Annotated in this window: 16 protein-coding genes; 13 read left to right on the top strand and 3 right to left on the bottom strand. The window is 56.0% G+C overall.

The window, feature by feature from the left end; genetic code table 11:
• Positions 1–458: 458 nt before the first annotated feature.
• The 9 genes from NM686_RS09880 to NM686_RS09840 all read left to right on the top strand — a co-directional run bounded on the left by NM686_RS09880 (position 459) and on the right by NM686_RS09840 (position 14,145).
• Positions 459–2,213, top strand: a complete 1,755-nt coding sequence (locus tag NM686_RS09880; RefSeq protein WP_255187710.1) for a methyl-accepting chemotaxis protein — start codon at positions 459–461, stop codon at positions 2,211–2,213.
• Between the two features lie 130 nt (positions 2,214–2,343).
• Positions 2,344–4,299 (top strand): helix-hairpin-helix domain-containing protein, encoded by a 1,956-nt coding sequence (locus NM686_RS09875; RefSeq protein WP_255187709.1) that lies wholly within the window; start codon positions 2,344–2,346, stop codon positions 4,297–4,299.
• On the top strand, positions 4,296–5,081 hold the full coding sequence (thiD, locus tag NM686_RS09870) for a bifunctional hydroxymethylpyrimidine kinase/phosphomethylpyrimidine kinase (RefSeq protein WP_255187708.1): 786 nt from the start codon (positions 4,296–4,298) through the stop codon (positions 5,079–5,081). The genes NM686_RS09875 and thiD overlap by 4 nt, the downstream gene beginning before the upstream one ends.
• Positions 5,078–5,707, top strand: a complete 630-nt coding sequence (gene thiE, locus NM686_RS09865; protein WP_255187707.1) for a thiamine phosphate synthase — start codon at positions 5,078–5,080, stop codon at positions 5,705–5,707. Before thiD ends, thiE begins: the two co-directional genes overlap by 4 nt.
• 2 nt (positions 5,708–5,709) lie before the next feature.
• Positions 5,710–5,919, top strand: coding sequence for a dodecin (locus NM686_RS09860; protein ID WP_255187706.1), 210 nt, complete (start codon positions 5,710–5,712; stop codon positions 5,917–5,919).
• Between the two features lie 419 nt (positions 5,920–6,338).
• Positions 6,339–7,895, top strand: coding sequence for a PAS domain S-box protein (locus NM686_RS09855; protein ID WP_255187705.1), 1,557 nt, complete (start codon positions 6,339–6,341; stop codon positions 7,893–7,895).
• Between the two features lie 18 nt (positions 7,896–7,913).
• The gene (locus NM686_RS09850) at positions 7,914–11,279 is read left to right on the top strand and encodes a PAS domain S-box protein (protein WP_255188592.1); all 3,366 of its coding nucleotides are present in this window, start codon (positions 7,914–7,916) and stop codon (positions 11,277–11,279) included.
• A gap of 4 nt (positions 11,280–11,283) precedes the next feature.
• Positions 11,284–12,291, top strand: coding sequence for an HD domain-containing phosphohydrolase (locus tag NM686_RS09845; RefSeq protein WP_255187704.1), 1,008 nt, complete (start codon positions 11,284–11,286; stop codon positions 12,289–12,291).
• Positions 12,292–12,489: 198 nt separating this feature from the next.
• Positions 12,490–14,145, top strand: coding sequence for an alpha-keto acid decarboxylase family protein (locus NM686_RS09840; RefSeq protein ID WP_255187703.1), 1,656 nt, complete (start codon positions 12,490–12,492; stop codon positions 14,143–14,145).
• Positions 14,146–14,225: 80 nt separating this feature from the next.
• On the opposite strand, the gene NM686_RS09835 is transcribed toward NM686_RS09840, so the two are convergent.
• Together NM686_RS09835 and NM686_RS09830 are read right to left on the bottom strand one after the other, a co-directional pair.
• Positions 14,226–14,660 carry a GlcG/HbpS family heme-binding protein gene (locus NM686_RS09835; protein ID WP_255187702.1) on the bottom strand — a complete coding sequence of 145 codons (435 nt, stop codon included), beginning with the start codon at positions 14,658–14,660 and terminating at the stop codon, positions 14,226–14,228.
• Positions 14,661–14,712: 52 nt separating this feature from the next.
• Positions 14,713–15,156 carry a ferritin-like domain-containing protein gene (locus tag NM686_RS09830; protein WP_255187701.1) on the bottom strand — a complete coding sequence of 148 codons (444 nt, stop codon included), beginning with the start codon at positions 15,154–15,156 and terminating at the stop codon, positions 14,713–14,715.
• Between the two features lie 189 nt (positions 15,157–15,345).
• Here NM686_RS09830 and NM686_RS09825 point away from each other — a divergent pair, with 189 nt between their 5' ends.
• The 4 genes from NM686_RS09825 to NM686_RS09810 are packed head-to-tail and all read left to right on the top strand — an operon-like array spanning position 15,346 to position 23,543.
• Complete coding sequence (locus NM686_RS09825) at positions 15,346–20,043, top strand: response regulator (RefSeq protein ID WP_255187700.1); 4,698 nt, start codon at positions 15,346–15,348, stop codon at positions 20,041–20,043.
• Positions 20,034–20,882, top strand: a complete 849-nt coding sequence (locus NM686_RS09820) for a CheR family methyltransferase (protein WP_255187699.1) — start codon at positions 20,034–20,036, stop codon at positions 20,880–20,882. Before NM686_RS09825 ends, NM686_RS09820 begins: the two co-directional genes overlap by 10 nt.
• Complete coding sequence (locus NM686_RS09815; RefSeq protein WP_255187698.1) at positions 20,875–21,441, top strand: chemotaxis protein CheB; 567 nt, start codon at positions 20,875–20,877, stop codon at positions 21,439–21,441. The genes NM686_RS09820 and NM686_RS09815 overlap by 8 nt, the downstream gene beginning before the upstream one ends.
• Entirely contained in the window at positions 21,438–23,543 is a 2,106-nt protein-coding gene (locus NM686_RS09810) for an EAL domain-containing response regulator (protein ID WP_255187697.1), read from the top strand. Before NM686_RS09815 ends, NM686_RS09810 begins: the two co-directional genes overlap by 4 nt.
• On the opposite strand, the gene NM686_RS09805 is transcribed toward NM686_RS09810, so the two are convergent.
• Positions 23,540–24,634 carry a hypothetical protein gene (locus tag NM686_RS09805; RefSeq protein ID WP_255187696.1) on the bottom strand — a complete coding sequence of 365 codons (1,095 nt, stop codon included), beginning with the start codon at positions 24,632–24,634 and terminating at the stop codon, positions 23,540–23,542. The genes NM686_RS09810 and NM686_RS09805 overlap by 4 nt on opposite strands.
• Between the last annotated feature and the right edge of the window lie 13 nt (positions 24,635–24,647).

Here is a 24,647-nt window from a genome sequence, read left to right as displayed (position 1 = left end):
CTCGACGGCGGCATCCTTGCCGCCGACGCCTGTCCAACAAGCAACCGCACCCTCAGATTTTGCTACTTTCAGAGTAATATCTGCATCGAACAGCTGAATCGACAAGCGTTCATAACACAATGATTTTTTCGTGTATTTCGTGGACAACCGATGTTATTAGGGTAATGATTCGGTCCCTTGCATCAAAGACCAGCCGGCACCTTGGGCTTCCCTCTTTTGCAAGGCATGGGACCGAATACTCAGCGCCGCGTCAAATTCCGTCAGCGCCGCATTTGGCTCGGCGCACAATCTACCGGTGACGGCGCATTTGCATAAAACTTTGATTGCCCGCATAAACCTTAAAGTTTTGTGAGGTAGAGTCGATAGAGTGTAGGTTATACTTTCGCTGCCTGTGCTCCGTAGAGCTCACGGCACTACCATAATAAAAACAATTTCAAGAGCGTTATCAGGAGTTTCGCATGTTGATGATGAACTGGCATTCTGTGGGAGTAAAAGTGGTTGCGATAACCATGGCCGTGCTCACCATCGTGGGCATAGGAATTTTGGTCGTTTTCGCCAATGCCGAAAAACAAAGCCTAATCGAGCAAAAAATTGACTCATCACGCCAGTTGTTATTGGTATCCGAATCCATCCGCGATAACGTGGTCAAAAAATGGGAATCCGGTCTTTACAGCCCTGAACAACTCGTCCAGGTCACCGAAGGCAAAGGCCCAGCCGCGGCCCGCGAACTGATCATCGCCACCGTGCCGACCGCCAATGCCTGGGACGTCATAGAAGCCAAGGCCAAAGAAGGCGGTTTCCGCTTCAAGGCGCCGGCGCTCAATCCGCGCAATCCACCTCGAAACCTGCCAGACGACGTCGAGCGCAAAGTACTGGATATCTTTGCCAATGACCCGTCGCTGAAAGAATACAGCATCGTCGACGACGAAAAGCAAGAAATTCGTTATTTCAGACCCGTCAAAATGGTCAAGCAGTGCGAACTCTGCCACGGCGATCCGGCCACCTCGCAAACCTTATGGCATAACGATCAAGGCAAGGATTTGCTCGGCTATCCGATGGAAAACCGCCGCGCCGGCGATTTGCATGGCGCCTTTGAAATCATCACACCCTTCGACGTCGCCCTGGCTGACTTCAAGAAAGAAATTTATTACGCCGTCGGTTTCCTGCTGCTGGGCTTGTTCATCATCGGCTTTACCGGCTACTTCGTGATGAATTCCATCATCATCAGCCCGCTGACCGACCTGGCGCTCAGCCTGCAACAAATTTGCAGTGGCGAAGGCGATCTGCGCGCCCGCCTGAATGCAACAGGCCGTTCCGAATTTGCCTGGGTGGCGTCCAGCTTTAACTCATTCGTGAAGAAGATTGCCAAAACCGTCGATGAAATCAGCATCACCAGCGAAAAGCTGGCCAATGCCTCGCATAAACTGGCGACCATAACCCAAACCACGCAAAAAGGCGTGGAACGTCAATTGCAGGAAACCACCCTGGTCGCCAATGCGATGAAGCAGATGACCTCGACCGTGCAGGAAGTGGCCCGCAACGCCGTCAGAGCCTCCGAAGCCGCCGAGATTGCCGAACAGGAAGCTACCAGCGGCAAAAACATCGTCAATGACGCGGTCAGCGGCATCAATAGCTTGGCAAGCGAAGTGGAAAACGCCGCCAATGTCATTCACGAGCTGGAAAACGACAGCAACAGCATCGGCGAGGTATTGGGCGTCATTCAAGGCATCGCCGAACAAACCAATCTGCTGGCCTTGAATGCCGCGATCGAAGCGGCGCGTGCCGGCGAGCAAGGTCGCGGCTTTGCCGTGGTGGCCGACGAAGTGCGCACCTTGGCCAGCCGCACGCAGAACTCGACCCTGGAAATTCAACAAACCATCGAACGCTTGCAAGACCGCGCCAAACAAGCCGTTTCCGTCATGGATAATGGCCGCAAGCGAGCCGCCTCCAGCGTGGATCAAGCGGCTTCGGCGGGCGGTTCGATCACTTCGATCAGCGAACGAATCGACACCATCAACGACATGAACAACCAAATCGCGAATGCGGCCGAGGAACAAACCGCCGTGGCCGAAGAAATCAACCGCAACATCAGCAACATCAGCCATGTATCGGAAGAAACTTCAGTAGGGGCGAAAAATACCGCCGAAGCTTGCCATGAGCTACTTGAACTGGCCAACCAGTTGCGTGCCACGGTCGGTAGCTTCAGAACCTAACGCAAGTTTTTCTTAGGCGCGACACCCTCGTCGCGACGAAGGCAACGAGACGCCCAAATGGTTTCAGACTATTTGGGCGTTTTACATTCAACGATTTTTTCAAACCGCACTCATTCAGTACCAAGACCCGATGCTAAGCAAGAAGCAAAAAGACCTCGTGTTTGGAGCCGCACTCAATTTCGACAATCTAAGCGAAGAACGCTTTTGCGAACTTTGCCGGCATCCCGAGCGGATTAGCAACGCCAGCGACGAGGAATTGACGGGGTTCTTGCAAATCGCCAATGCCTTGTATCGCGGCGGCGAGCCCGTCATCAGCGACGCCGATTATGATTTTATTTATTTGGCCGAACTCAAAGCCCGTCATCCCGACCATCCCTTGCTGGAAAGCGTGGAACCTGAACCGGTCTTTGCCGGTAAAACCGTCGATTTGCCGGTCATCATGCTGTCGACCGACAAAGCCTACAGTCTGGATGACGTGGAACGCTGGGGCGCCCGCATCGAAAAGGCCGCCGCCGAGCTGGGCAAGGACTTTACGCGACTCACCTTCAAGGTCACGCCAAAACTGGATGGCTATGCGGCCTACGACGACGGCAACCTGTTCTATACCCGCGGCGACGGCCGCAAGGGCCAGGACATCAGCCGGGTTTTCGAGCGCGGACTGCAAGTCGCCCACCAAGGCCGACGCGGGCTGGGCGCCGGCGAAATCGTCGTCAGTCGCAGCTACTTCGATGAAAAACTGGCCGAATTCTTTGATAACCCGCGCAATTTTCAAGCCAGCGTAATCAAGGAAAAAGAACTGGACACTCACGCCGAGCAAGCCATTCTGGATCATGCCGCGGTGTTTTATCCGTTCGCGCTGCTGCCGAGCTGGACGGGTTCCTGGTCTGCGTTGATCCTGGATTTTGCCAGCATAGTCAAAGACATCTGGAACAAGGTCGATTACGACGTCGACGGCGTGATTCTGGAAATCGTCGACGACGAATTAAAGCAATACATGGGCGCGACCCGCCACCATCACCGCTGGCAGCTCGCCTACAAGGAAAATCTCGCCACCGCCGAAGTCAGAATTCTAAACGTGGTGCCGCAAACTTCGCGCTCCGGCCGCATCACGCCGGTTGCGGAACTGGAACCGACCCGGCTCAGCGGCGCCCTGCTCTCCCGCGCCACGGCACATCATTACAAAATGGTGCTCGACAAGGGCATAGGCCCAGGCGCGTTGATTCGCCTGGCCCGCTCCGGCGAGGTGATCCCCAAGATCGAGGAAGTCCTCAGTCCCGCCGAACCGAGGGTGCCGACGCACTGCCCCAGCTGCGGACATGAATTGATCTGGGACAACGACTATTTATTGTGTCCCAACAATCTGGCCTGTCCGGCGCAGATCAGCAACAGCATGGAGCATTTTTTTCGGGTCTTGAAAAACAACGATGGCTTCGGCGCCGCGACGATCAAAAAACTTTACGCTCACGGCATCCGCCGCGTCGATGAAATATACCGGCTCGGCACCGAGCAATTCGAAAGCATGGGTTTCGGCCCCAAACAATCGCAAAACCTGGTCGATCAACTGGCGCGCAGTCGCAGCGAAACGATCGATGATTGGCGCTTTCTGGCGGCTTTCGGCGTGTTCCGGATGGGGCTGGGCAATTGCGAGCGCCTGATGCGGCATCATGCCTTGACGGATGTTTTCGCCTTGTCCGAAGCGGATATCGTGGCGATCGAGGGATTTGCGGAAAAAACCGCCGCCGTCATTATCGAAGGTTTTGCCAACATCAAACCCTTGTTCGACACATTGATGGCACTCGGCTTCAATTTGCAGCCCAGCCAGAACCTCGCCGCCAACACGGGCCATCCCCTGGCCGGCAAGTCCCTGGTTTTTACCGGCACGCTGCATAGCGGCACGCGTGACGAACTCGGCAAGCAAGCCAAAGCCGTGGGCGCGAAAGTCGGTTCGTCGGTGTCGGCCAAAACCGATTATCTGATAGCGGGTGACAATGTCGGGGCCAACAAAATCAACGCGGCTCGCGAAAAAGGCGTGACGGTCATTGGCGAACAGGCGTTTCTACGCCTGCTGGCCGGAGAAACACTATGACAGCAAGACGCCCCGTCGTGCTGTGCTTTTCCGGGCACGACCCGAGCGGCGGTGCCGGCGTGCAAGCCGACATCGAGGCCATCGTCAGCCATCAATGCCATGCCGTCAGCGTCATCACGGCACTCACGGAACAAGACAGCAACAACGTCAAAAAGCTGCTCCCGCAGCATCCGGACGACATCAGGCAGCAGGCCGCAACCCTGCTGGCCGACATCGACGTTGCGGCGTTCAAAATCGGTTTACTCGGCGATGCCCGCGTCGCCGAGGCAGTCGCCATTGTTTTGCAGCAACATCCCACTATTCCGGTCGTACTGGACCCGGTGCTGGCCGCGGGCGGCGGCACGGAACTGGCGAGTCAGGCCTTGATCGACAGCATCATCGAGCGACTGCTACCGTTAACCACCGTGTTGACACCCAACAGTCTGGAGGCCCGCCGCCTAGCGCGACGCGATGATCTGAGCGAATGCGCCGCGGTCTTGCAAGACGCGGGGGCTGAATATGTCTTGATCACCGGCACGCACGAAGACTCCGAGCTGGTGCGAAACCGTCTGTTCATGCCTGACGATCTGCACGAAACGTTCAGCTGGGAGCGCTTGCCCCATGAATATCACGGCTCGGGCTGTACGCTGGCCAGCGCGATTGCCGCCCTGCTGGCTCGAGGCCTGGATGTATTCAGCGCGGTCAATGAAGCCCAAGACTACACCTGGCAGGCACTGGCCGCCGCCTACCCTGCCGGCAAGGGCCAACTGAATCCCGATCGATTTTTTTGGATAGCACCATGAAATTTCCACGGCGTGGCTTGTATGCCATCACTCAAACCGAACACAAATCCCTGGAGCAAATCGTTCGCGACGTCGAAGATGCGTTGAAAGGCGGCGCGGTCGTCGTTCAATATCGCGACAAAGAACCACTCGATGCCGTCACGCTGGCGAGCCGGCTGCTGCGAATCTGTCACGCGTACCAGGTGCCGTTGTTGATCAATGACAGCATCGAACTGGCCTTGCAAACCGGCGCCGATGGCGTGCATTTGGGGCGGGACGATGGCGATATCGCCGCTGCGCGGCAACTGCTTGGGAAAGATGCCATCATCGGCGTTTCCTGCTATAACGACATTGGCAGAGCGCAGCTGGCCGCGGCAGCCGGCGCCGACTATGTAGCCTTCGGGCGTTTTTTTCCTTCGGGTTCAAAACCCCTGGCGGCCCCGGCCGAGATTGCCACCCTGCAGCAGGCCAAACGGCTTTTGAACGTGCCCATCGTTGCCATCGGCGGCATCCTGCCGAACAACGGTCGTCAGTTATTGGACGCGGGCGCGGACTTGCTGGCGGTGATAGGCGGCATTTTCGACCAGGAACCCGAAACCGCCGCGCGCGCTTACCAAACCCTTTTCAGCCCTCAGCAGGAGAATTAGTCATGCCCGAACATGTGTATCAAAAAATCGAACTCACCGGTTCATCCAGCCTCGGCATTCAACAAGCCATCGAAAACGCGGTCGCCAAGGCCGGACAAACCATACAGAACATGCGCTGGCTCGAAGTCGTCGAAACCCGCGGCCATATCGAAAATGGCAAGGTCGCGCATTGGCAGGTGACGATCAAGGTGGGCTACACCCTGTCCAATTGAGCCGCCAAAACACCAATCCTCTTGCATATCCGCGATCGGCCGGGCATCACGAAAAACCCGGCCGATAAACGGCGCAGCGCTTCGGCCAGAGCCCTGTCTAAGGGTTACCCTCTGCCAAACCAGCCATGTTCCCGCAAAGCGCCATGCCTTGCCCTATCTCCATTGATCCTATAAAAATCATTTGGTCCACGAAACACACAAAAATTACGAACAGTTTCAAAAAGTTATTGCTCAAAAAGCCGACACCTTGCGGGCAACTAAATCAAGTGACGTAACCATCTGTTTTATTTCGTGTCTTTCGTGCTTTTCGTGGACTACTGATGTTTTTAGGTTGATGCAGTCAGCATTTCTTTTGCAAAACGGCAAAGCCCTGCCACAATTGAAATCCTGTCTTTACCCTCCAAAAACGAGTGATTGAGATGCAGCCATCGATAACCCTATCCAAGAGCGTTCGCATCGTCATCGCCGCGTTAATTCCACTGCTGGCCGCAATCGTGCAAAACTGGCTCTGGCGGACTATCCCGGTTTCGACCTGGATGCTGATGTATCCGGCCGTATTTTTCAGTGTTTGGGCGGGCGGGCTTTGGGGTGGCATCATCGGCACCCTCACTGCGACGCTGCTCGGCGTGTATTACTTCATTCCACCGGCAGGTTCGTGGTTGGTGGAAGACCGGCATGGCTTTTCCGTACTGCTGTTTGCGGCCATGGGCGGGCTGTTGTCGTTCAGTTATGGAAAACTGGTGCTCAAGCAACTACAAATACAAGAACAAGACGCCCAAATGCTTCGGGCCCAGCACGAACGCCTCTGTTTGGCGATGGCGGCGGCGCACGCGGGCTGGTGGGAATGGGACAGCAATACCAACCAAGTCTATTGGTCGGATGATCTCGCCAGCCTTTACGGCCTCGATCCACGGACACCGCCGAGTTACGAGCATTGGCTGAGCAGCGTGCACCCTGACGACCGGGAAGCGGTTACGGCTCAATTGCAGCAATTCGTGCAACAGCAGCAAGCATTCAATCTGGAATGGAGGGTCAACCAACCCGGCGTCACGCCTCAGCGCTGGCTGATGTCACGGGGCCAACCCGTTTTCACCGCCAATGGCCAGCTCGGCTTTTATCGCGGGATCGTGCTGGACATCACCGAGCGCAAGCAAACTGAAGCGGAAAAGCACTATGCCGAGACCCGTTATCAAACCCTGGTCGATCAGGCCATACCGGACGGCGTGTACCTCCACGACCATGACGGCGTGATCCTGGACGTCAATCAGGTAGCCTGCGCCAAAGCCGGTTATCGCAGAAGTGAATTATTGGGCAAAAACGTCATGGACATCGAAAAACTCGAGAATTTCGATTTGGCCCAGGCACAAACCCTCTGGGCCGGCATAGAACCGGGAACGGTCAAAAGCTTCATAGGTTTGCATCGACGCAAGGATGGCAGCCAATATCCGGCGGAAGTGCGGATCTGTTTGTTGCTGAACGAAGGCATGCGCCTGTACATCGCCTTCGTCCGCGACATCACCGAGCAACAGCAAACCGAACAAACGCTACAGCAGTCCGAGCAACGTTATCGGCTCTTGTTCGAAGCCAATCCCTTGCCGCTGTGGATTTACGACCTGGAAACCCTGGCCTTCCTCGATGTCAATAATGCGGCCATTGCAAACTATGGTTACAGCCGCGACGAGTTTTTAGCCATGACCATCAAGGATATACGCCCGCCGGAACAGATCGGCGACCTATTGACCAATGTCGCCGCAACGGCAGAGCGGCAAGCCTATTACAACGAAGCCGGCGCCTGGCTGCACCGGCGCAAGGATGGTAGCGAGTTTTGGGCCGCAATTACCGGCCATACCTTGAATTTGAATGGCAAACCCGCCGAAATCATCCTGGCGCGCGACATCACCGAACAACTTCAAGCCGAACAGGAGTTGAAACAAAGCGAGGCGCGCTGGCAATTCGCGCTCGAAGGCAGCAACTAAGGCGTCTGGGATTGGGATATAAGCAACGATGATGTTTACTACTCTCCAGGCTGGAAAGCGCTGCTCGGCTATGCCGCGGACGAGCTTTCCCCGGACAAGCAGGAATGGCCAAGCCGGGTGCATCCGGATGACCTGCCCATGGTGATGCAGACGATACAGCGCTATTTTCAAGGTGAAACTCAAAATTACCAGGCCGAATACCGCATGCGTCACCGCAGTAACGAATACCTGTGGGTATTGGCCGCCGGCAAAGTCATCGAGCGCGATCCAGACGGCCAGCCCAAGCGCATGATAGGCACGCAGCAAAACATCAGTGCGCGCAAAAAAATCGAACATGATTTACTGGAAAGTCAGACCCAGTTGAGCCTATTCATTCAGCATGCGCCCGCCGCGCTGGCCATGCTCGACCGCAACATGCGCTATCTGGCCGTCAGCAACCGCTGGCTGGATGATTATGGACTGCAGGGACAAAACATCATGGGCCGTTGTCACTATGAGATTTTTCCTGAAATCGGCGATGCTTGGAAATCGGTGCATCGCCGCGCCTTGGCCGGCGAAGTCATCAAAACCGAACAGGATCGTTTCGTCCTCGCCAATGGCGAAGTTCAGTGGCAGCGTTGGGAGGTTAGGCCGTGGCGTATCCCTGATAATGGCATAGGCGGCATCGCCATCTTTACCGAGGACATCACGCAAAGCATCAACGTGCTGCAAGCCTTGGCGCAGAGCGAACGACGCTTTCAGGATGTTGCCAAGATTTCCGCCGACTGGATTTGGGAGGTCGATATTGAGGGACGCTACAGTTTCGTATCCGATTCGGTGAACGAGGTGCTCGGATATACACCAGAGGAATTGCTGGGCCGCACCCCCTTCGAACTCATGCCCGCGGAAGAAGCCCTGACAAAATCCGCCGAATTTGCCGCCATCGCAGCCCGGCGCGCCTCGTTTCGCGATTTGGACAATGTGAACATGCACAAGGACGGCAGCCTGCGCATCATACAGACCAGCGGCATGCCCATCTTCGATATGCAAGGCAACTTGGCCGGCTATCGCGGCCTGGATAGGGATGTCACCGAGCGTAAACAACAGGAGCAGGAGCTCATGCTGTATCGGGAGCATCTGGAAAAACTGGTGGCGGAACGTACCCAGGAGTTCAACCAAGCCCGAGACCGGGCCGAGCAACTGGCAAAAGTCAAAAGCGAATTCCTGGCCAACATGAGCCACGAGATACGCACGCCGATGAACGCCGTGCTGGGTTTTTGCTATTTGTTGGAACAAAAACCGCTGGATAAGGAAAGCAAACAACTGGTAAACAAAATTCACCTCGCCGGCCAATCCTTGATGGCCATCATCAACGACATTCTGGATTTTTCCAAAATCGAAGCCGGTCGCTTGGAACTGGAAAACGCGCCTTTTCGCCTATCCGATCTGCTCGACAGTCTCGCGGCATTGATGGCGGATGCCGCCGCCAAAAAGCAGCTGGAACTGCTCATCGTACCCGAACCCGAAGTGGATGCCGTGATCGGCGACAGCCTGCGCTTGCAACAGGTTTTGCTGAATTTGCTGAACAATGCGATCAAATTTACCGAAACCGGCTACGTCGAATTACGCCTGCGCCTGATAGAGCAACAACAAGATCGAATACGGCTACGTTTTGCGGTAAAGGACAGCGGCATCGGTATTTCCGCAACGCAAAAAACCGCAATTTTCCAAGCGTTCAGCCAAGCCGACGCCACGATCAGCCGGCGTTTTGGCGGTTCCGGCTTGGGCTTGGCTATCTCTCGGCGCTTGGTGCAATTGATGGGCGGCGAATTGGAAGTTGACAGTGTGGCCGGCGAAGGCAGCGAATTCTGGTTTGTATTGCCGCTGCAACGTCAACAGACGAGCGGCGTGGTGCCGCTCCAGCCGCGCGATTTGCAGGTATTGGTGATCGATGACAACGAGCATCGCCGTGAAGCCCTGATATTGACGGCCAAGAGCTTGAGTTGGCACGCGGACGGGGCAAGCGGGTTGGCCCAAGCCTCCGAACGCAAACATAAAATCCGCTCTTACGATCTGCTGCTACTGGATGGCGACATGAGCGAAACCGCCGACCTGGAAAGCGTCGCAAGCATCAAGCAAACCGTTGTGGCACAAGACGCACAATGCGACGATCCTCCTATCGTGCTGCTGGTAACCAAGCGCCCAAAAGCAGAGCTGGAGAAGACGCGGACAGACAACCTTATGCCTGACGGCATCTTGAACAAACCCGTGACGCCATCGGCTTTGTATAACGCGGTAGCGTCGGCGTGGAATAAGCGGCAACATCCGGCATCGCTACCGGCCAGCAAGCCGGAACACGGCAAACAACTTCGCATTCCAGGGTTGCGGGTGTTGGTAGTGGACGACAGCGAATTCAACCGCGAGGTCGCCATGCGCATTCTGGAAGCCGACGGCGCCCTGGTCAACCTGGCCAACGATGGTCAAGCCGCCCTGGATTGGCTGGCGCAACATGCCGATACCGTGGACGTGATCCTGATGGATGTTCAAATGCCGCGTATGGACGGTTATGAAGCCACCCGGCATATCCGCCTCAACCCCGAATGGCAACATCTGCCTATCATCGCCTTGACGGCCGGGGCATTCAAAACCCTGAAAGATTCGGCGCTGGCGGCCGGCATGAACGACTTCATCGCCAAGCCCTTCAACGTCGAGCAAATGATGACGATGTTACAGCGCTGGACAGGCTGCCAAAGCAGATTCGCAGCCCTTGATCAGCCTGCCGGCACCGCTCCCGACCCGTCGCCCCGTGCAAGCGATTTCGACCTGCCCGGCATCGATATCAGCGCGGCCTTGAGCAAGTGGGGCGCCCCGAATACCTATAAAGACTATCTTTGCCGCTTTGTCGGTTTATATCGGAAAGCCGGCGATGAAATAGCCGAAGCCGGACTGCAAGGCCATCGTCGCGCCGCTGCCGCATTGGCGCACAAGATCAAGGGCGCCGCCGGCAATCTGTGCCTGAATTCGATCGCCGCCCACTGCGGTGTCGTGGAAAAAGCCGTCGCCGACGACGCGGACCTGGTTCAAGCCACCAGCGAATTGCAATCCGCGCTTGACGAAGTAGCCGGCAGTTTGGCAAATTGGCTGGCAACCGACGCCCATACCGACCGCAGCGAACCGGCATCCGCCGATCGCGCCGTGATTCTGGCAGGCTTGCAGCGATTGCTAACAGCGTTGGAGCAGGATGATCCGACCGAGGTCAGGAAGCAGTTACAGTATCTGGAACCCCTGACCGGCCGCGATCTAATCGACTCGATTATTGCCCAGGTACAGGAATACGATTTTCGTGCAGCCGAATCATCGACCCAAGCCCTGATCGAACACTTCAATGCTCCCAGCTCCCGATAAATCCATGCCCAATCACCCCATTTTGATAGTCGATGACGAGCCAACCAATTTGGCCCTTCTGCAGCAGATTCTGGAACCGGAATACCGCCTGGTCTTTGCCCGCAATGGTCAAGATGCCTTATCGGCCGCGCACCGCCATCATCCCAGCCTGGTGTTGTTGGACATTCAGCTTCCCGACATCGATGGTTACGAGGTCTGCCGTACCCTAAAAGCCAGTCCGCTTACCGAAAACATTCCGGTGATATTCGTTTCCGTATTGTCCGACACCGGCAACGAGAGCGCCGGGTTTAGCGCCGGTTGCGTCGATTATCTGAGCAAACCGGTCGTGCCCGAAATCGTCAGGGCCAGGGTGCGCACGCATTTATCCTTGGTGCAGGCTAAACAATTGGAAAAAAGCTACCGGGAAGCGATTTTCATGCTGGGCGAAGCCGGCCATTTCAACGACACCGATACCGGCGTGCATATCTGGCGCATGGCGGCCTATTCCAAGCTGCTGGCCCAAGCCCTGGGTTGGCCGCGGCAAGAAGTCGAATTGCTGGAACTGGCCGCGGCGATGCACGACACCGGTAAAATCGGCATTCCCAATGCGATCCTGTGCAAGTCTGACAAACTTACTGCCGAGGAATGGAAAATCATGTTCACGCATTGCCAGATCGGTTACGACATTCTTTCCAAAAGCGAAGCGCCGGTGTTCAAACTGGCGGCGCAAGTGGCTTTGTATCATCACGAGAAATGGGACGGCAGCGGCTATCCTCGCGGCTTGTCCGGCACCGACATCCCCGAAGCGGCCCGCATCGTCGCCATCGCCGACGTCTTCGACGCCCTCACCCTGCCACGTCCTTACAAAGCCGCCTGGTCCGCCGAAGAAGCCTTTGCCTATATCGAGAAAAATGCCGGACACCATTTCGATCCACGGATGGCCGAGCGTTTTTTGCAAATCAAGACACCGTTGAAAGCAATCAAAGCCGAATGGGATCAAAAAGAAACGTTGCCGGCCAGCAGCGAAACTTGAACGCCCCGTCCTTTCCTTGCGGGAGGGGGGCGGGCTACCCAGGAAACATGTCCTGAATGCAAACGGTTGACTTTTTACCGATAGCTGCGCAGTATCGTTCCTGTCTAGTTTGAATAAGCTGGGCGGCCGCCCCAGTCTTTCCGTGGCGATCGCGCTGATTTGCTTGACATCTGGTTTTCGTTTGGAGGGAAGCATGCCATGAGTACCGCTAAATACGAGACTATCGGGCAGTATCTGCTGAAGCGCCTTCATGAGGCGGGCGTAGGACATATATTCGGCATTCCAGGCGATTATGTGCTGGGTTTTTATGATTTGCTGATCAAAAGCCCCATCCGGCATATCGGTACCACGCGGGAAGACACCGCAGCCTTCGCGGCGGACGGTTACGCGCGCTGTCGCGGCCTCGGCGCGGTGGCCGTGACCTATGGGGTGGGCGCATTGAATACCGTCAATGCGATTGCCGGAGCCTATGCGGAATCGTCGCCAGTCATCGTCATCAGCGGCGCGCCGGGCGTGAGTGAGCAGCGTAACGATCCCTTGATTCATCATCGCTTCGGCCCGTTTACCGCCCAACGCGAAATTTTCGAACGCATTTGTTGCGCCTCGGTCGTGCTAAACGACCCCGTGATTGCCTTTCGGCAGATAGATCATGCCATCGCCGCGGCACGCCGTTATTGCAAACCCGTTTATATAGAAATCCCCAGGGACATCGTCACGCGGGAAGGCTACCCGATGCCGACGTCAGCGATCGAGCCTTTTACCAGCGATGATACGGCTTTGTCGGAATCGGTTGCCGAAACGCTGGAAATGCTGGAAAAAGCCGTTTCGCCCATCGTGATTGCGGGCGTGGAATTGCATCGACGCGGACTGCAAGGCGCCTTGACCGAATTGATAGAACGCTCCGGCTTGCCGATAGCCGCGACCTTGACCGGCAAATCGGTCATGGCGGAAAGGCACCCGGCCTATCTCGGCATTTATGAGGGCGCCATGAGTTCCGAAAATGTGCGCTACACGGTCGAGCAATCCGATTTGCTGCTGATGCTGGGCATGACCCTGAATGAAATCGATACAGGAATCTATACCGCGAAGCTTGACCCTCATGCCATGGTGCGCGCGGCGGGAAATGAAGTGGTGATCAGTGCCCACCGCTATCCCCGCGTGGCACTCGCCGATTTTGTGGCCGCCTTGACCCGCGAGGTCAAACCTCGCGCAGACGAAATGGGTTTATTGACCTCATGCCAGCCTGAAGTCGTCGACTTTCCAGAAACGGGCCGGCCGATCACGACGGAGCGGTTGAGCGCGCGGTTGAATCAGGCGCTGAGTCCGGACATGATCGTGGTTTGCGACGTCGGCGACTGCCTGTTCGCGGCGATCGATTTGCGCGTGCACCAGCCCACCGAATTTCTGGCTTCCGGATTTTATACCACGATGGGTTTCGCCGTCCCGGCCGCGCTGGGCGCCCAGGTTGCCCGGCCGGACCGTCGCGCCTTGATCCTCGTTGGCGACGGCGCCTTTCAAATGACCGGCACGGAGCTTTCGACCCAAGCCCGCCTGGGCTTGAATCCCATCGTAGTGGTGTTCAACAATAGCGGCTACAGCACCGAACGCTGCTTGCTCGAAGGCCCCTTCAACGACATCGCGCCCTGGCGCTTCGAGCGCCTGGGTGAAGTGTTCGGGCCGTTGATGGGGTACGACGCCAACACGGAACAAGCCTTCGAGGGCGCATTGACATGTGCCTTGAACAACCAAACCATGCCCAGCCTGATCAACGTGCACCTATCCCCCGATGATGCTTCTTCAGCCATGAAACGGTTGACCGATCATTTGAAAACCAAAGTAACTGGCAAGCATTGAACTCGACAGCTTGTCAACAGGGAAGCCATGGCCCGACTCGGTGAGGCTGTCGCCCCCTCTCCGCGTCAGGACGCTGGCGTTCAGGTGCGCCAGGGATGGGAAGGCAAATCGGACAGGCCGATGGATTCGGCGGCGGCCTTGGCCACCTGATGGTCGTTTTCCACCGAACTGCCGCTGACGCCGACCGCACCAATCAGTACGCCGTCCTGATCGACTATCGGCACGCCGCCCGGAAAGGTAATCAGCCCCTGGTTGGAATGCTCGATGCCGTAAAGTGGCCCGCCCGGCTGCGAAAGCTGGCCGATCTGGCCGGTGTTCATGCCGAAAAAACAAGCGGTCTTGGCTTTTTTGATCGCAATATCGATACTGCCTACCCAGGCCCCATTCATTCGGGTAAACGCCTTCAAATCGGCGCCGGAATCGACCACCGCGATACACATTTGCGTACCCAACCTTTCCGATTCCGCAACCGCGGCCGCAATAGCCTTTTCTGCTTGTTCCAAACTGACGTGCATAGTGTTCTCCCGCGATATGGTAAGAAAATTTACTGAATGCCTAATCTTCGGCTCACGACCCTGGTTTTAGCAACATCTTCCGCACATCGCCGACATGGGTTTCCTCCAATGCGCACATGCGGCGGGCATATTCCTCCAGCAACACATTACGGCCGTTCACCAGTTCCAGCAAACGATAATATTCGGCCAGGGCCTGAGTTTCATGCTCCAGCGATTCACGCAAGATATCGCCGATGTCGTGACGATGGGTTTCCAGCAAAGGCCCGATGCCCAGCGAAGGATGGCCACCCAATTGCGTGATCATTTCGCCGGCTTCGTTGGCGTGCAGCAAGGATTCGTTGGCTTGGGCGCGCATCCACCCCACTATCGGAATCCGGTGATAACCGAACACCATCAACGCATAATGCGTATAACGCACGACGCCCGCCAGTTCGGCCTCCAAAATTTTATTCAAAACCTCGATGACGGCAACTTGATCGATTTCACTGTTAGCCATGACAGCCTCCCGGGTCAGCGTGAAGAAAAATCCACTATAAGCCTTTTGAAAATTTAAGGAAAGCCGGGCAACCACGTTCGAAGGCCAATCGGTCCAACAAGACGTCGAATGAGCATTACCGACAATGTCTAGCCAGCTCTGGCGAGTTTGATTACCATAGACCGCATCCCCCCTTGTGCTCAGTCCATCATGAAACTTCAAGCCCGGCTGTCCCTTACCACTGCGTCCACCGCGATTCTGGCGCTCCTCGTCGTTCTTGTCGTATCGTCATTCGTTTCCAAAAAAGCCTTGGAAGCAGCGACACAAGAAAAAATGCTCACGGCGCAAGCGGCTCGATTGACCGCGCTGCAACGTTATCTGGATTCCACCGAAGCCCAGTTGTCCATCATGGCTAGCGCACCTAGCACGCGCGAATCTTTGGTCGAATTCGCGGAAGCTTTCCGGCAGTGGGGTGATAACGCCCAATTTGTGTTACAGCAACGGTATGTGACCGGTAATGAATTACCCCGCCAGGAACGGGACCGTTTTGCAATTAACGACAAACCCGACGCCTACGATAGGCTCCATCAAAAACACCACGAGCGCTATCGTAATCGTCACCGTTTTCAGAACATGGACGACATAGCGCTGATAGACCCCGAAGGCAACGTGGTGTACTCGATGCTGAAAGAAAAGGATTTCGCCACCAATCTTGTCACAGGCCCCTGGAAAGACAGCGGACTGGCCCATGCGATAACACCTTTATTGAATAAACCCGTGCCGGGCGTGGCCGGCTTTGCCGATTTTACCCGTTATCCGGCCAGTGACGGTTTGCCGATGGCTTTTTTGGCGATGCCGGTATTCGATACCGACAATCAACACTTCATCGGCATCATCGCGACGAAAATCTCTTCAAGCGCGCTGAACGAGCTGATGTCTGACAGGAGTGGCCTCGGCGAAAGCGGCGAAACCTACATCATCAATCGCGACCGCTGGATGTTGACGGACTCCCGCTTCGAAACCGAGAGCACGGCCTTGCGCAAACAAATCGATAGCCAGGCCGTTCGCCATGTCGTGCTGGGCGAAGAAGGCACGATATTGACCCCGGACTATCGCGGCGTACCATCGTACGTACTTTATAAAGCCGTATCCCCCTTTCCCAACGCGTTGGGTGAAAAAGCCCTGTGGGGGGTCATGGTCAAAACCGATCAGGCGGAAGCCTTGCACGGATTGACGATACAAAGCCGGGTATTGATGTTCGTGGGTGGCCTGCTGGCTATTTTGGCGGCCTTGTTCAGCGCGTGGGGCGCGCGCGCCGTCGCCCGTCCCATCGTCGCGATTCAAGGCGCCCTGTCCAAATTGGCTCATGGCGAGGAAGCGCAAGTACCCGGCCTGGACAGGCGTGACGAAATCGGCAGCATGGCTCAGGCCGCCGAGGGTTTTCGGCAGATGTCGCTGCAAATCGAGCGCAGCCATTGGCTGAACGAACATCTGGCCGGATTGACCAATCTGGTATCCAGCCAGTTTTCGATGAAGGACGTCCCGGAGGCGATCCTGAAATATTTGTGCGACAGCCTGGAAATCCCGGTCGCGGCCTTGTATTTTCGCAACGCCGAGAAAGTCTATAGCCGGGTCGGCATCCATGGACTGGCCCGCCGCAGCCAGGTGGAAGATCATTTTGCGCTGGGCACGGGACTGGTCGGGCAATGCGCGCGCGATCGCCAACCGGTGATTCTGTCGCCGGTCCCGGAAGGGCTTGCGGTGATCAGCGCAGGCCTCGGCGAATTCAGTCCCCACGAACTGGTGCTGTATCCCATCCCGCATAAAGAGGAGGTGCTGGGGGTGCTGGAATTAGCAACCCTGCACAGCTTGACGCCCTACCAGCACGAATTTTTGACCGCCGCCGCCAATGGCTTGGGCCTGCATCTGGCCAATCTGCAGGCCGCCGAACACAATTTGGCGCTGTTGAATGAAACCCGGCAACAAGCCGAGGTCATGGCCGAACAACGACAACGTATCGAGAAAGCCTCCCGTTACGCCCGCAGCCTGATCGAAGCAGCGCTCGATCCCCTGGTGACGATCAGCACCGAAGGCCGCATCATGGATGTCAACAGCGCCACCGAAAAAGTCACCGGGGTCAGCCGCGAACAATTGATCGGCAGCGACTTTTGCAATTATTTCACCGAACCGGATCAAGCCCGCAAAGGCTATCAGCAGGCCTTTTCCGAAGGTTCTGTCCTCGATTACCCACTGGCGCTGCGGCACGCATCCGGCAAGATCACCGATGTACTCTACAACGCCAGCGTCTATTACGATGCCGATGGCAAGGTCGCCGGCGTATTCGCGGCGGCTCGCGACGTCACCGAAGTCAAGCAACAACAAGAAGCCTTACGAAAAAACAATGAAGAAATGAAGGCCCAGCGCCAACGCATCGAGGAAGCGTCGCGCTATGCCCGCAGCCTGCTGGAAGCCTGTCTCGATCCATTGGTGACGATCAGCGCGGAAGGCCGCATCATGGATGTGAACAGCGCCACCGAAAAAGTTACCGGCGTCACGCGCGAACATTTAATCGGCAGTGATTTTTGCAATTACTTTACCGAACCGGAGCAAGCACGTATCGGGTATCAACAGGTGTTTTCGCAAGGCCTGGTCACCGATTACCCCTTGGCGATTCGCCATATGTCCGGCAAGGTTACCGACGTGTTGTACAACGCCAGCGTCTATTACGATGCCAATGGCAAGGTGGCCGGCGTCTTCGCGGCGGCCCGCGACGTCACCGAAGTAAAACAGCAACAGGAAGCGCTGCGCCAAAACAACGAAGAAATGAAGGCGATGACCGAGGAACTGAAAGCCCAAAACGAGGAATTTCGCGCCAATCAGGAGGAGTTACGCGCACAGCAAGAAGAAATGCAGCACAAGAATCAATTGCTGGAAGCGCAGCGGCGTGAACTGGAACAGGCGCGTCAGGAAGCCGAAGCCAAGGCGCGGGAACTGGGTCTGGCCAATCAATATAAATCCGATTTTCTGGCCAACATGTCGCATGAACTGCGCACGCCTTTGAACAGCATCCTGATTCTGGCGAAGAACCTGTCTGAAAACGATGAAGGCAATCTGACGGACGACCAGGTCGAATCGGCCGCCGTCATCAGCGAAAGCGGCACCCATCTGTTGACATTGATCAACGACATTCTCGACCTGTCCAAGATCGAAGCCGGCCGTTTTGAGCTCTTCAGCGAGGATTTTCCGCTCGATGAAGTCATGGCCTATTTGCGCCGCACCTTCATGCCGTTGGCGGAAAGGAAAAACATCGGCTTTGACATCGAAGTCGATACCACCGCGCCGGAAGCCATTCATGGCGATAGACAACGCATCACGCAGGTACTCACCAATCTGTTGTCCAATGCGATCAAATTCACCGACAGCGGTCAGGTAAAAATTGCCGCGCGCGGCGAAGCCGATCATCTGCGATTCGACATCACCGATACCGGCATTGGTATCCCGGACGACAAGCTGGAAAGCATCTTTGGCGTGTTTCAACAAGTCGATGGCGGCACCAGCCGAAAATACGGCGGCTCGGGATTGGGATTGGCAATCAGCAAACGCTTGACCGAACTCATGGGCGGCAGCATCGGCGTCGTCAGCGCACCGGGGCGCGGCAGCACCTTTAGCGTCAAAATTCCGCTTATGCACACCACCGAACAGGGCGTCAAGCCCGTCAAAGCCACGGAAAAACCCAAACCGATCATCGGCATGCCTCGCAGAACCGGCGCTCCGGTTTTGGTGGTCGAGGACGACAGCCGCTTGGTTTCGATTTTACAGCGCTTGATCGACACGCTGGGCTTTCCCGTGGCGACGGTGGAATCGGGCGAGAAAGCGCTGGAATTCATCCAACACACCCGGCCCGCTGGCTTGTTGCTTGATCTGGGACTTCCCGGCATGCATGGCATGGAAGTGCTGCGCCGGCTCAAGGCGGAACCCAGCACGGCCGATATTCCGGTATTCATCATGTCCGGCGCTCAAGATACTGGGGAAGCCAAAACACTGGGCGCCTTGGGTTTCTTGAAAAAACCCGTCACGAAAGACAGCATAGCGGCCGCCATTCGCACCATGCTGGAACAAGCCGCCGCGAATACCCCGCGGCGTACCGTATTGATGGTGGAAGACAATGCCGCCGACATTCTTGCATTGCAAACCTTGTTCAGACATGACGGCGTCGAAATAGAAGCCATACAAACCGGCAAGGAAGCCCTGGAATGGCTGACTCATAACCAAGCCGACGCCATCATTCTCGATTTACAATTACCCGATATCAGTGGTTTCGATTGGCTGCAACAACTGGGCGGCATTGCTCATCCGCCTATCGTGGTTTATTCGGCGCGCGAACTCAGTAGCGAAGAATTGTTTCAACTGCGCAAGCACGCCGATGCCGTCGTCACTAAAGGCAACAATAACGAAAGGCTGCGTCAGGAAGTGCTGCGCTTACTGAGCCCGCCTTCGCTCCTAGTCCAACCCCATGCGGCGCCCTCTCCCATTCCGCCGATTTCGGGAGACAGCCGCCGTCTGTTATTGGTGGATGACGATGTGCGCAACTTGTTCGCACTCGCCAAGGTATTACGACAAAAAGGTTTCAAGGTCGATGTCGTCCCCAGTGGCGCCAAAGCCTTGGAACTCTTGCAGCAACAGTCCTTCGACGCCGTGCTGTGCGACATCATGATGCCGGAAATGGATGGCTATGCCCTGATGGGCCATATCCGCGCCCTGGGCTACGGCGATTTGCCGCTGATTGCGGTCACGGCCAAGGCGATGCCGGGCGATGTTGAATTGTGCATGCAGGCCGGCGCCAACGATTACATTCCCAAGCCAGTCGACATCAATAAACTGCTGGAGGTACTCAGTCGATGGCTCTAGTTCATATGCCCGATCATAGGATCAAGGACATCGAAATCGAATTGCTGCTGTTGGCGCTCAAGGAACGCTGGGGTTACGATTTCAGCGGTTACGCGCGCGCCTCGCTGAAGCGGCGCCTGGATCAGCTGGTCAGTTACTTCGCGGTGGACAGCCTGACGCGCATACTGCATGACGTTATCCATGACGAACGAGTGGCCCAGACCGTGATCAACGCGATTTCGGTCCCCACCTCGGAATTTTTCCGCGACCCGGAGATTTGGCGCTATGTCCGCGAAGAATTATTGCCGCGCCTGGCCAGCTTTCCGTTGTTGAACATCTGGCAAGTCGGTTGCGGCCGTGGCCAGGAAACTTACACCTTGGCGATATTGCTGCATGAAACCGGCCTATTGAAAAAAACCCGCCTGATCGCGACCGACATCAATAACGATTTCTTGAACGAGGCCAGCAACGGCCGCTGGTCCGCCCGCGACCTGGACCAATGGCGGCAAAACTATCAACAAGCCGGCGGCACGGGCTGTTTCGACGATTATTTTGCACGACAAGGCGGCGAAATCGCGATCCGGGATTCGTTGAAATCAGCTATAGAATTCATGCCGCACAACCTGGTCAGCGACGATGCCTTTCTGGAAACCCAATTCATCGTCTGCCGCAACGTCCTGATTTATTTCGGCGCCGCGTTGCAAGACAGAGTCGTCGAGGTATTTGCCCGCAGTCTGCAGCGTGGCGGCTACTTGCTACTAGGGCTGGCGGAAAGCCTGCCGGAACAACGGCAGGATCTGAGCATATTTCAGGAAAACCTGCACCTGTATCAGAAACCGATCTGGGGTAGCCGTGGCTAAGTTGGCCGTCATCGGTTTTTCCGCCGGCGGCATCCCGCTGGCACAGCAATTACTGGCGGCCTTGCCAACTGCTTACCCCTTACCCGTGGTACTGGTGACGCATCTACCGCCGACCGCCGGCAGCGGCCTGCTGCCGCTGTTTCAAAGTGTCTCGCGCTTGCCGGTCAAGCTGGCCTTCGACAAACAAGCGATTGCGGCAGGTAACGTCTATATCGCCCCACCCGATTATCATCTGTTGGTGGAACGCAACGGCCATTTTGCGCTGTCGGTCGATCCGCCGGTAAAATCAGTGCGTCCCAGCGTCGATGTATTTTTGCAAAGCGCCGCCGAAGTCTATGAAAAACATTTGATCGCGGTGATTTTGAGCGGCGCCAATAGCGATGGGGCCGATGGCATGGCTCGCGTCAGGGCCACGGGCGGCGTGACCATCGTACTCGATCCACTGCAGGCCGAGTTTCGTATCATGCCCGACGCCGTGATCGAAGCCACCGACGTCGACTATGTCGCTAGCCTGGATGAAATCATTTCCCTCCTTCTCGCCGTGCAAGACCACCCATGAATAGCCTTCCCAAAATTCTGATTGTCGACGACAACGCCAACAATCGCCTGAGCATCCGCACCATCCTGAAAGGCGTCGAGGCCGAATTGCACGAGGTCGACAACGGCTTCGACGCGCTATCCATGACCCTGAACGAAAATTATGCCTTGATTCTATTGGACGCCTTGATGCCGGACATGGACGGCTTCGAGGTCTGCGAACAATTGCGCGCCAATCCGAAAACCGCGCAAACGCCGGTCATTTTCCTGACCGCGGCCTTTAAAGGCGTGGAGGACAATATCCGTGGCTATGTGGCCGGCGCGACCGATTATCTGGCCAAGCCGATCGACGATCATGTGCTGAAAGCCAAGGTTCAGGTATTTCTACGCTTGTTCAACCAGCAACGCGCGCTACACAAGGCCAACGAGGAATTGCGCATCGCCGCGATCGCTTTCAATTCGCAAGAAGGCATCGTGGTCACGGACGCCAACTCGGTGATCCTGCGGGTCAATCGCGCGTTTACCGAAATCACCGGCTATACTGCGGAAGAGGCGATAGGCCAGACACCCGCCCTACTGAAATCGGGTCATCACGATGCCGAATTCTATCGCCGCCTGTGGCAGGCTTTGGTTACGGAACACTACTGGCAAGGCGAAATCTGGAACCGCCGCAAAAGCGGTGAAATTTATCCCGAATGGCTGACCATTACCGCCGTGCTGGATACCGATCAGCAAATCAGCCATTTCGTGGCCGTGTTCAACGACATCACCCAGCGCAAAATGGCCGAGGAACAAATCCTGCAATTAGCCTTTTACGATCCGTTGACGCATTTGCCCAACCGGCGCTTGTTGATGGATAGAACCCATCAGGCCAGGCTCAATAGCAGCCGGACCCATCAATATGGCGCGATTCTATTCATGGACCTGGACCAGTTCAAGGGCTTGAACGATACGCAGGGACATGATGTCGGCGATTTGTTGTTGATCGAAGTCGCCAAGCGTCTCTCGTCCTGCGTGCGCGAAATCGACACCGTGGCCCGCCTGGGCGGCGACGAATTCGTGCTGTTGCTGGAAGAGCTGGGAAGCACACCCGATCTGGCGGTCACTCACGCGCAAATGATAGGCGAGAAAGTACTGAATGCGCTGCGCGAGCCCTATCTGCTAAAGCAATACGAACATCGCACCAGCGCCAGCATCGGCATCAGCCTGTTTTACAACAGCGATATCAGCGTCGAAACATTGTTCAAGCAAGCGGACACCGCGATGTACGAAGCCAAGAGCGCCGGCCGCGATGCCTGGCGTTTTTTCGATCCGCAAATGCGCACCGTGCTTGAAGCGCGCACGGCATTGGAAGCCGATTTGCAGCAAGCCTTGCAGCAGCGTCAATTACAGCTTTACTATCAGACCCAGGTCGATAGCGAACGCCGCATCCTCGGCGCCGAAGCGTTATTACGCTGGCAACATCCGGTAAAGGGGTTGATCCTGCCGGAACAATTCATCCCTTTAGCCGAGGAAACCGGGTTGATGATTCCGATTGGGCTCTGGGCGCTGGAAACCGCCGCCCGGCAGATTAAGGATTGGGAAAATAAAGGCCTCCTCGGCCGGAGCTTCCAACTGTCGGTGAATATCAGCGTCAGCCAATTTCGTCATTCGCATTTCGTCGAGCAAATTTCCGACATATTGGCGCGGATCGGCATCGAACCGCGCCGTCTGAAACTGGAATTGAGCGAAAGCGTGTTCGCTCAAAATTCGTCCGATACCGCCGAAAAGATGCGCAAACTCAAATCGTTTGGGCTGGCCTTTTCGATCGATGACTTTGGCACCGGTTATTCGTCGCTGTCCTATTTGAAGCAATTGCCGCTGGATCAATTGAAAATCGATCGATCGTTCATCAACGATTTGGGCGTGGACGAAAACTCCACCGCGCTGATTCAAACCATCATCGGCATGAGCCGCAACCTGGGGCTGCAAGTCATCGCCGAAGGCATAGAAAGCGAAACACAAGTCAAACATCTGCTCGAGTTTGGTTGTCCGGCCTTTCAGGGCTATCTGTTTTGCCGGCCGCTACCGGTCAACGATTTCGACAGCCTGCTGCACGACCACCACTTCCCGGCCACGGATTAAAATCCGCTGAAGCGGATGAAGCGCCGTAGTGGTGAGCCGGCCGACCAAACGAAGGCCTCGGTGTAATAATGCATCAACGCCAGATATCCGACTAAACCTAAGGTCACGGCCTTGTATATCTCGGTCGCAAACAAGGTGCGAGTAATCAGGTTGACCAGTTCGTCGCCATAAGTCTGCAATAGAAACGTCAACAAAAACGACAACATCGGCAACACCAGCGCCACAGGCACATGCCAGTTTGATGCCAGCTGGTAGAGTTTATGCGTGGGCTTTTCGCCATGGCGATTGACGTCGTGCGTCACATAAAAGCTATAGGCGGTGATGTCATGCACCAGTCTGGGCATCAGGATCGCCAGAAAATAATAATGCTGGCTATAGACATACCAACTGCAAGCCACCAGCAAGGTATTGGCCCACAGAAAAGGCACGCCCAAACCACCGGGAACACGCTTCTGACACAGGCAGGTATTGATCAGCAATAGCAGGGTCAGGATAGCGGCGACTTGTAGTATCTGCCCGGCCTGCGCCGGTGTCAGGCTGTTTTTCAGGAAAACACCCAGGTAAATAAAAATCCCGGCACCGACGCTCAACCACAACTGGCTATAAAACGCCCAGTTCGGTAACCGGCAGACCGCCTTGGCGATGCCGTGTTGCTGCTTCAATACGTGATAAACCGTCCAGCAGGCGCTGATGACATACAACACACGGTAGGGGATGAACAAACTGCCAACCCCAAAAAAAGCGATGATGAACAGCGTCATGCCTATCAGTTTGTTCTTATAGGCGCCAACGTAATCGGCATGCCCGAACAGCAACAGGTTGCTGGCGATGATATGCGGCGTACCGAACAAGACATTGAACAATAAAAAATGACTGGGGCTGCTGGGCAGCATGTCGCGCAAGGCATGGTCAAAGCCGAATCGATCCAGCCAGAGTGCCAGCACGCACAGCGGCACGATCGCGTACAGAGCCAGTAAGAAGCGAAACGATACCGACAGCTTCAGGTTGCTGGATGAATAAGAAAGAGTGATACCCTGAGCCGACATTTTGCCACCTTTATTGTTATTGTTGTCGTTGGTTATTATCGCCATTCCACCTTGCGAT

The sequence above is a fragment of the Methylomonas rapida genome, from assembly GCF_024360925.2.
Classification (GTDB): domain Bacteria; phylum Pseudomonadota; class Gammaproteobacteria; order Methylococcales; family Methylomonadaceae; genus Methylomonas; species Methylomonas rapida.
The sequence above is the reverse complement of the archived record's forward strand: the minus strand, read 5'-3'. Positions and strand labels throughout refer to the sequence as shown.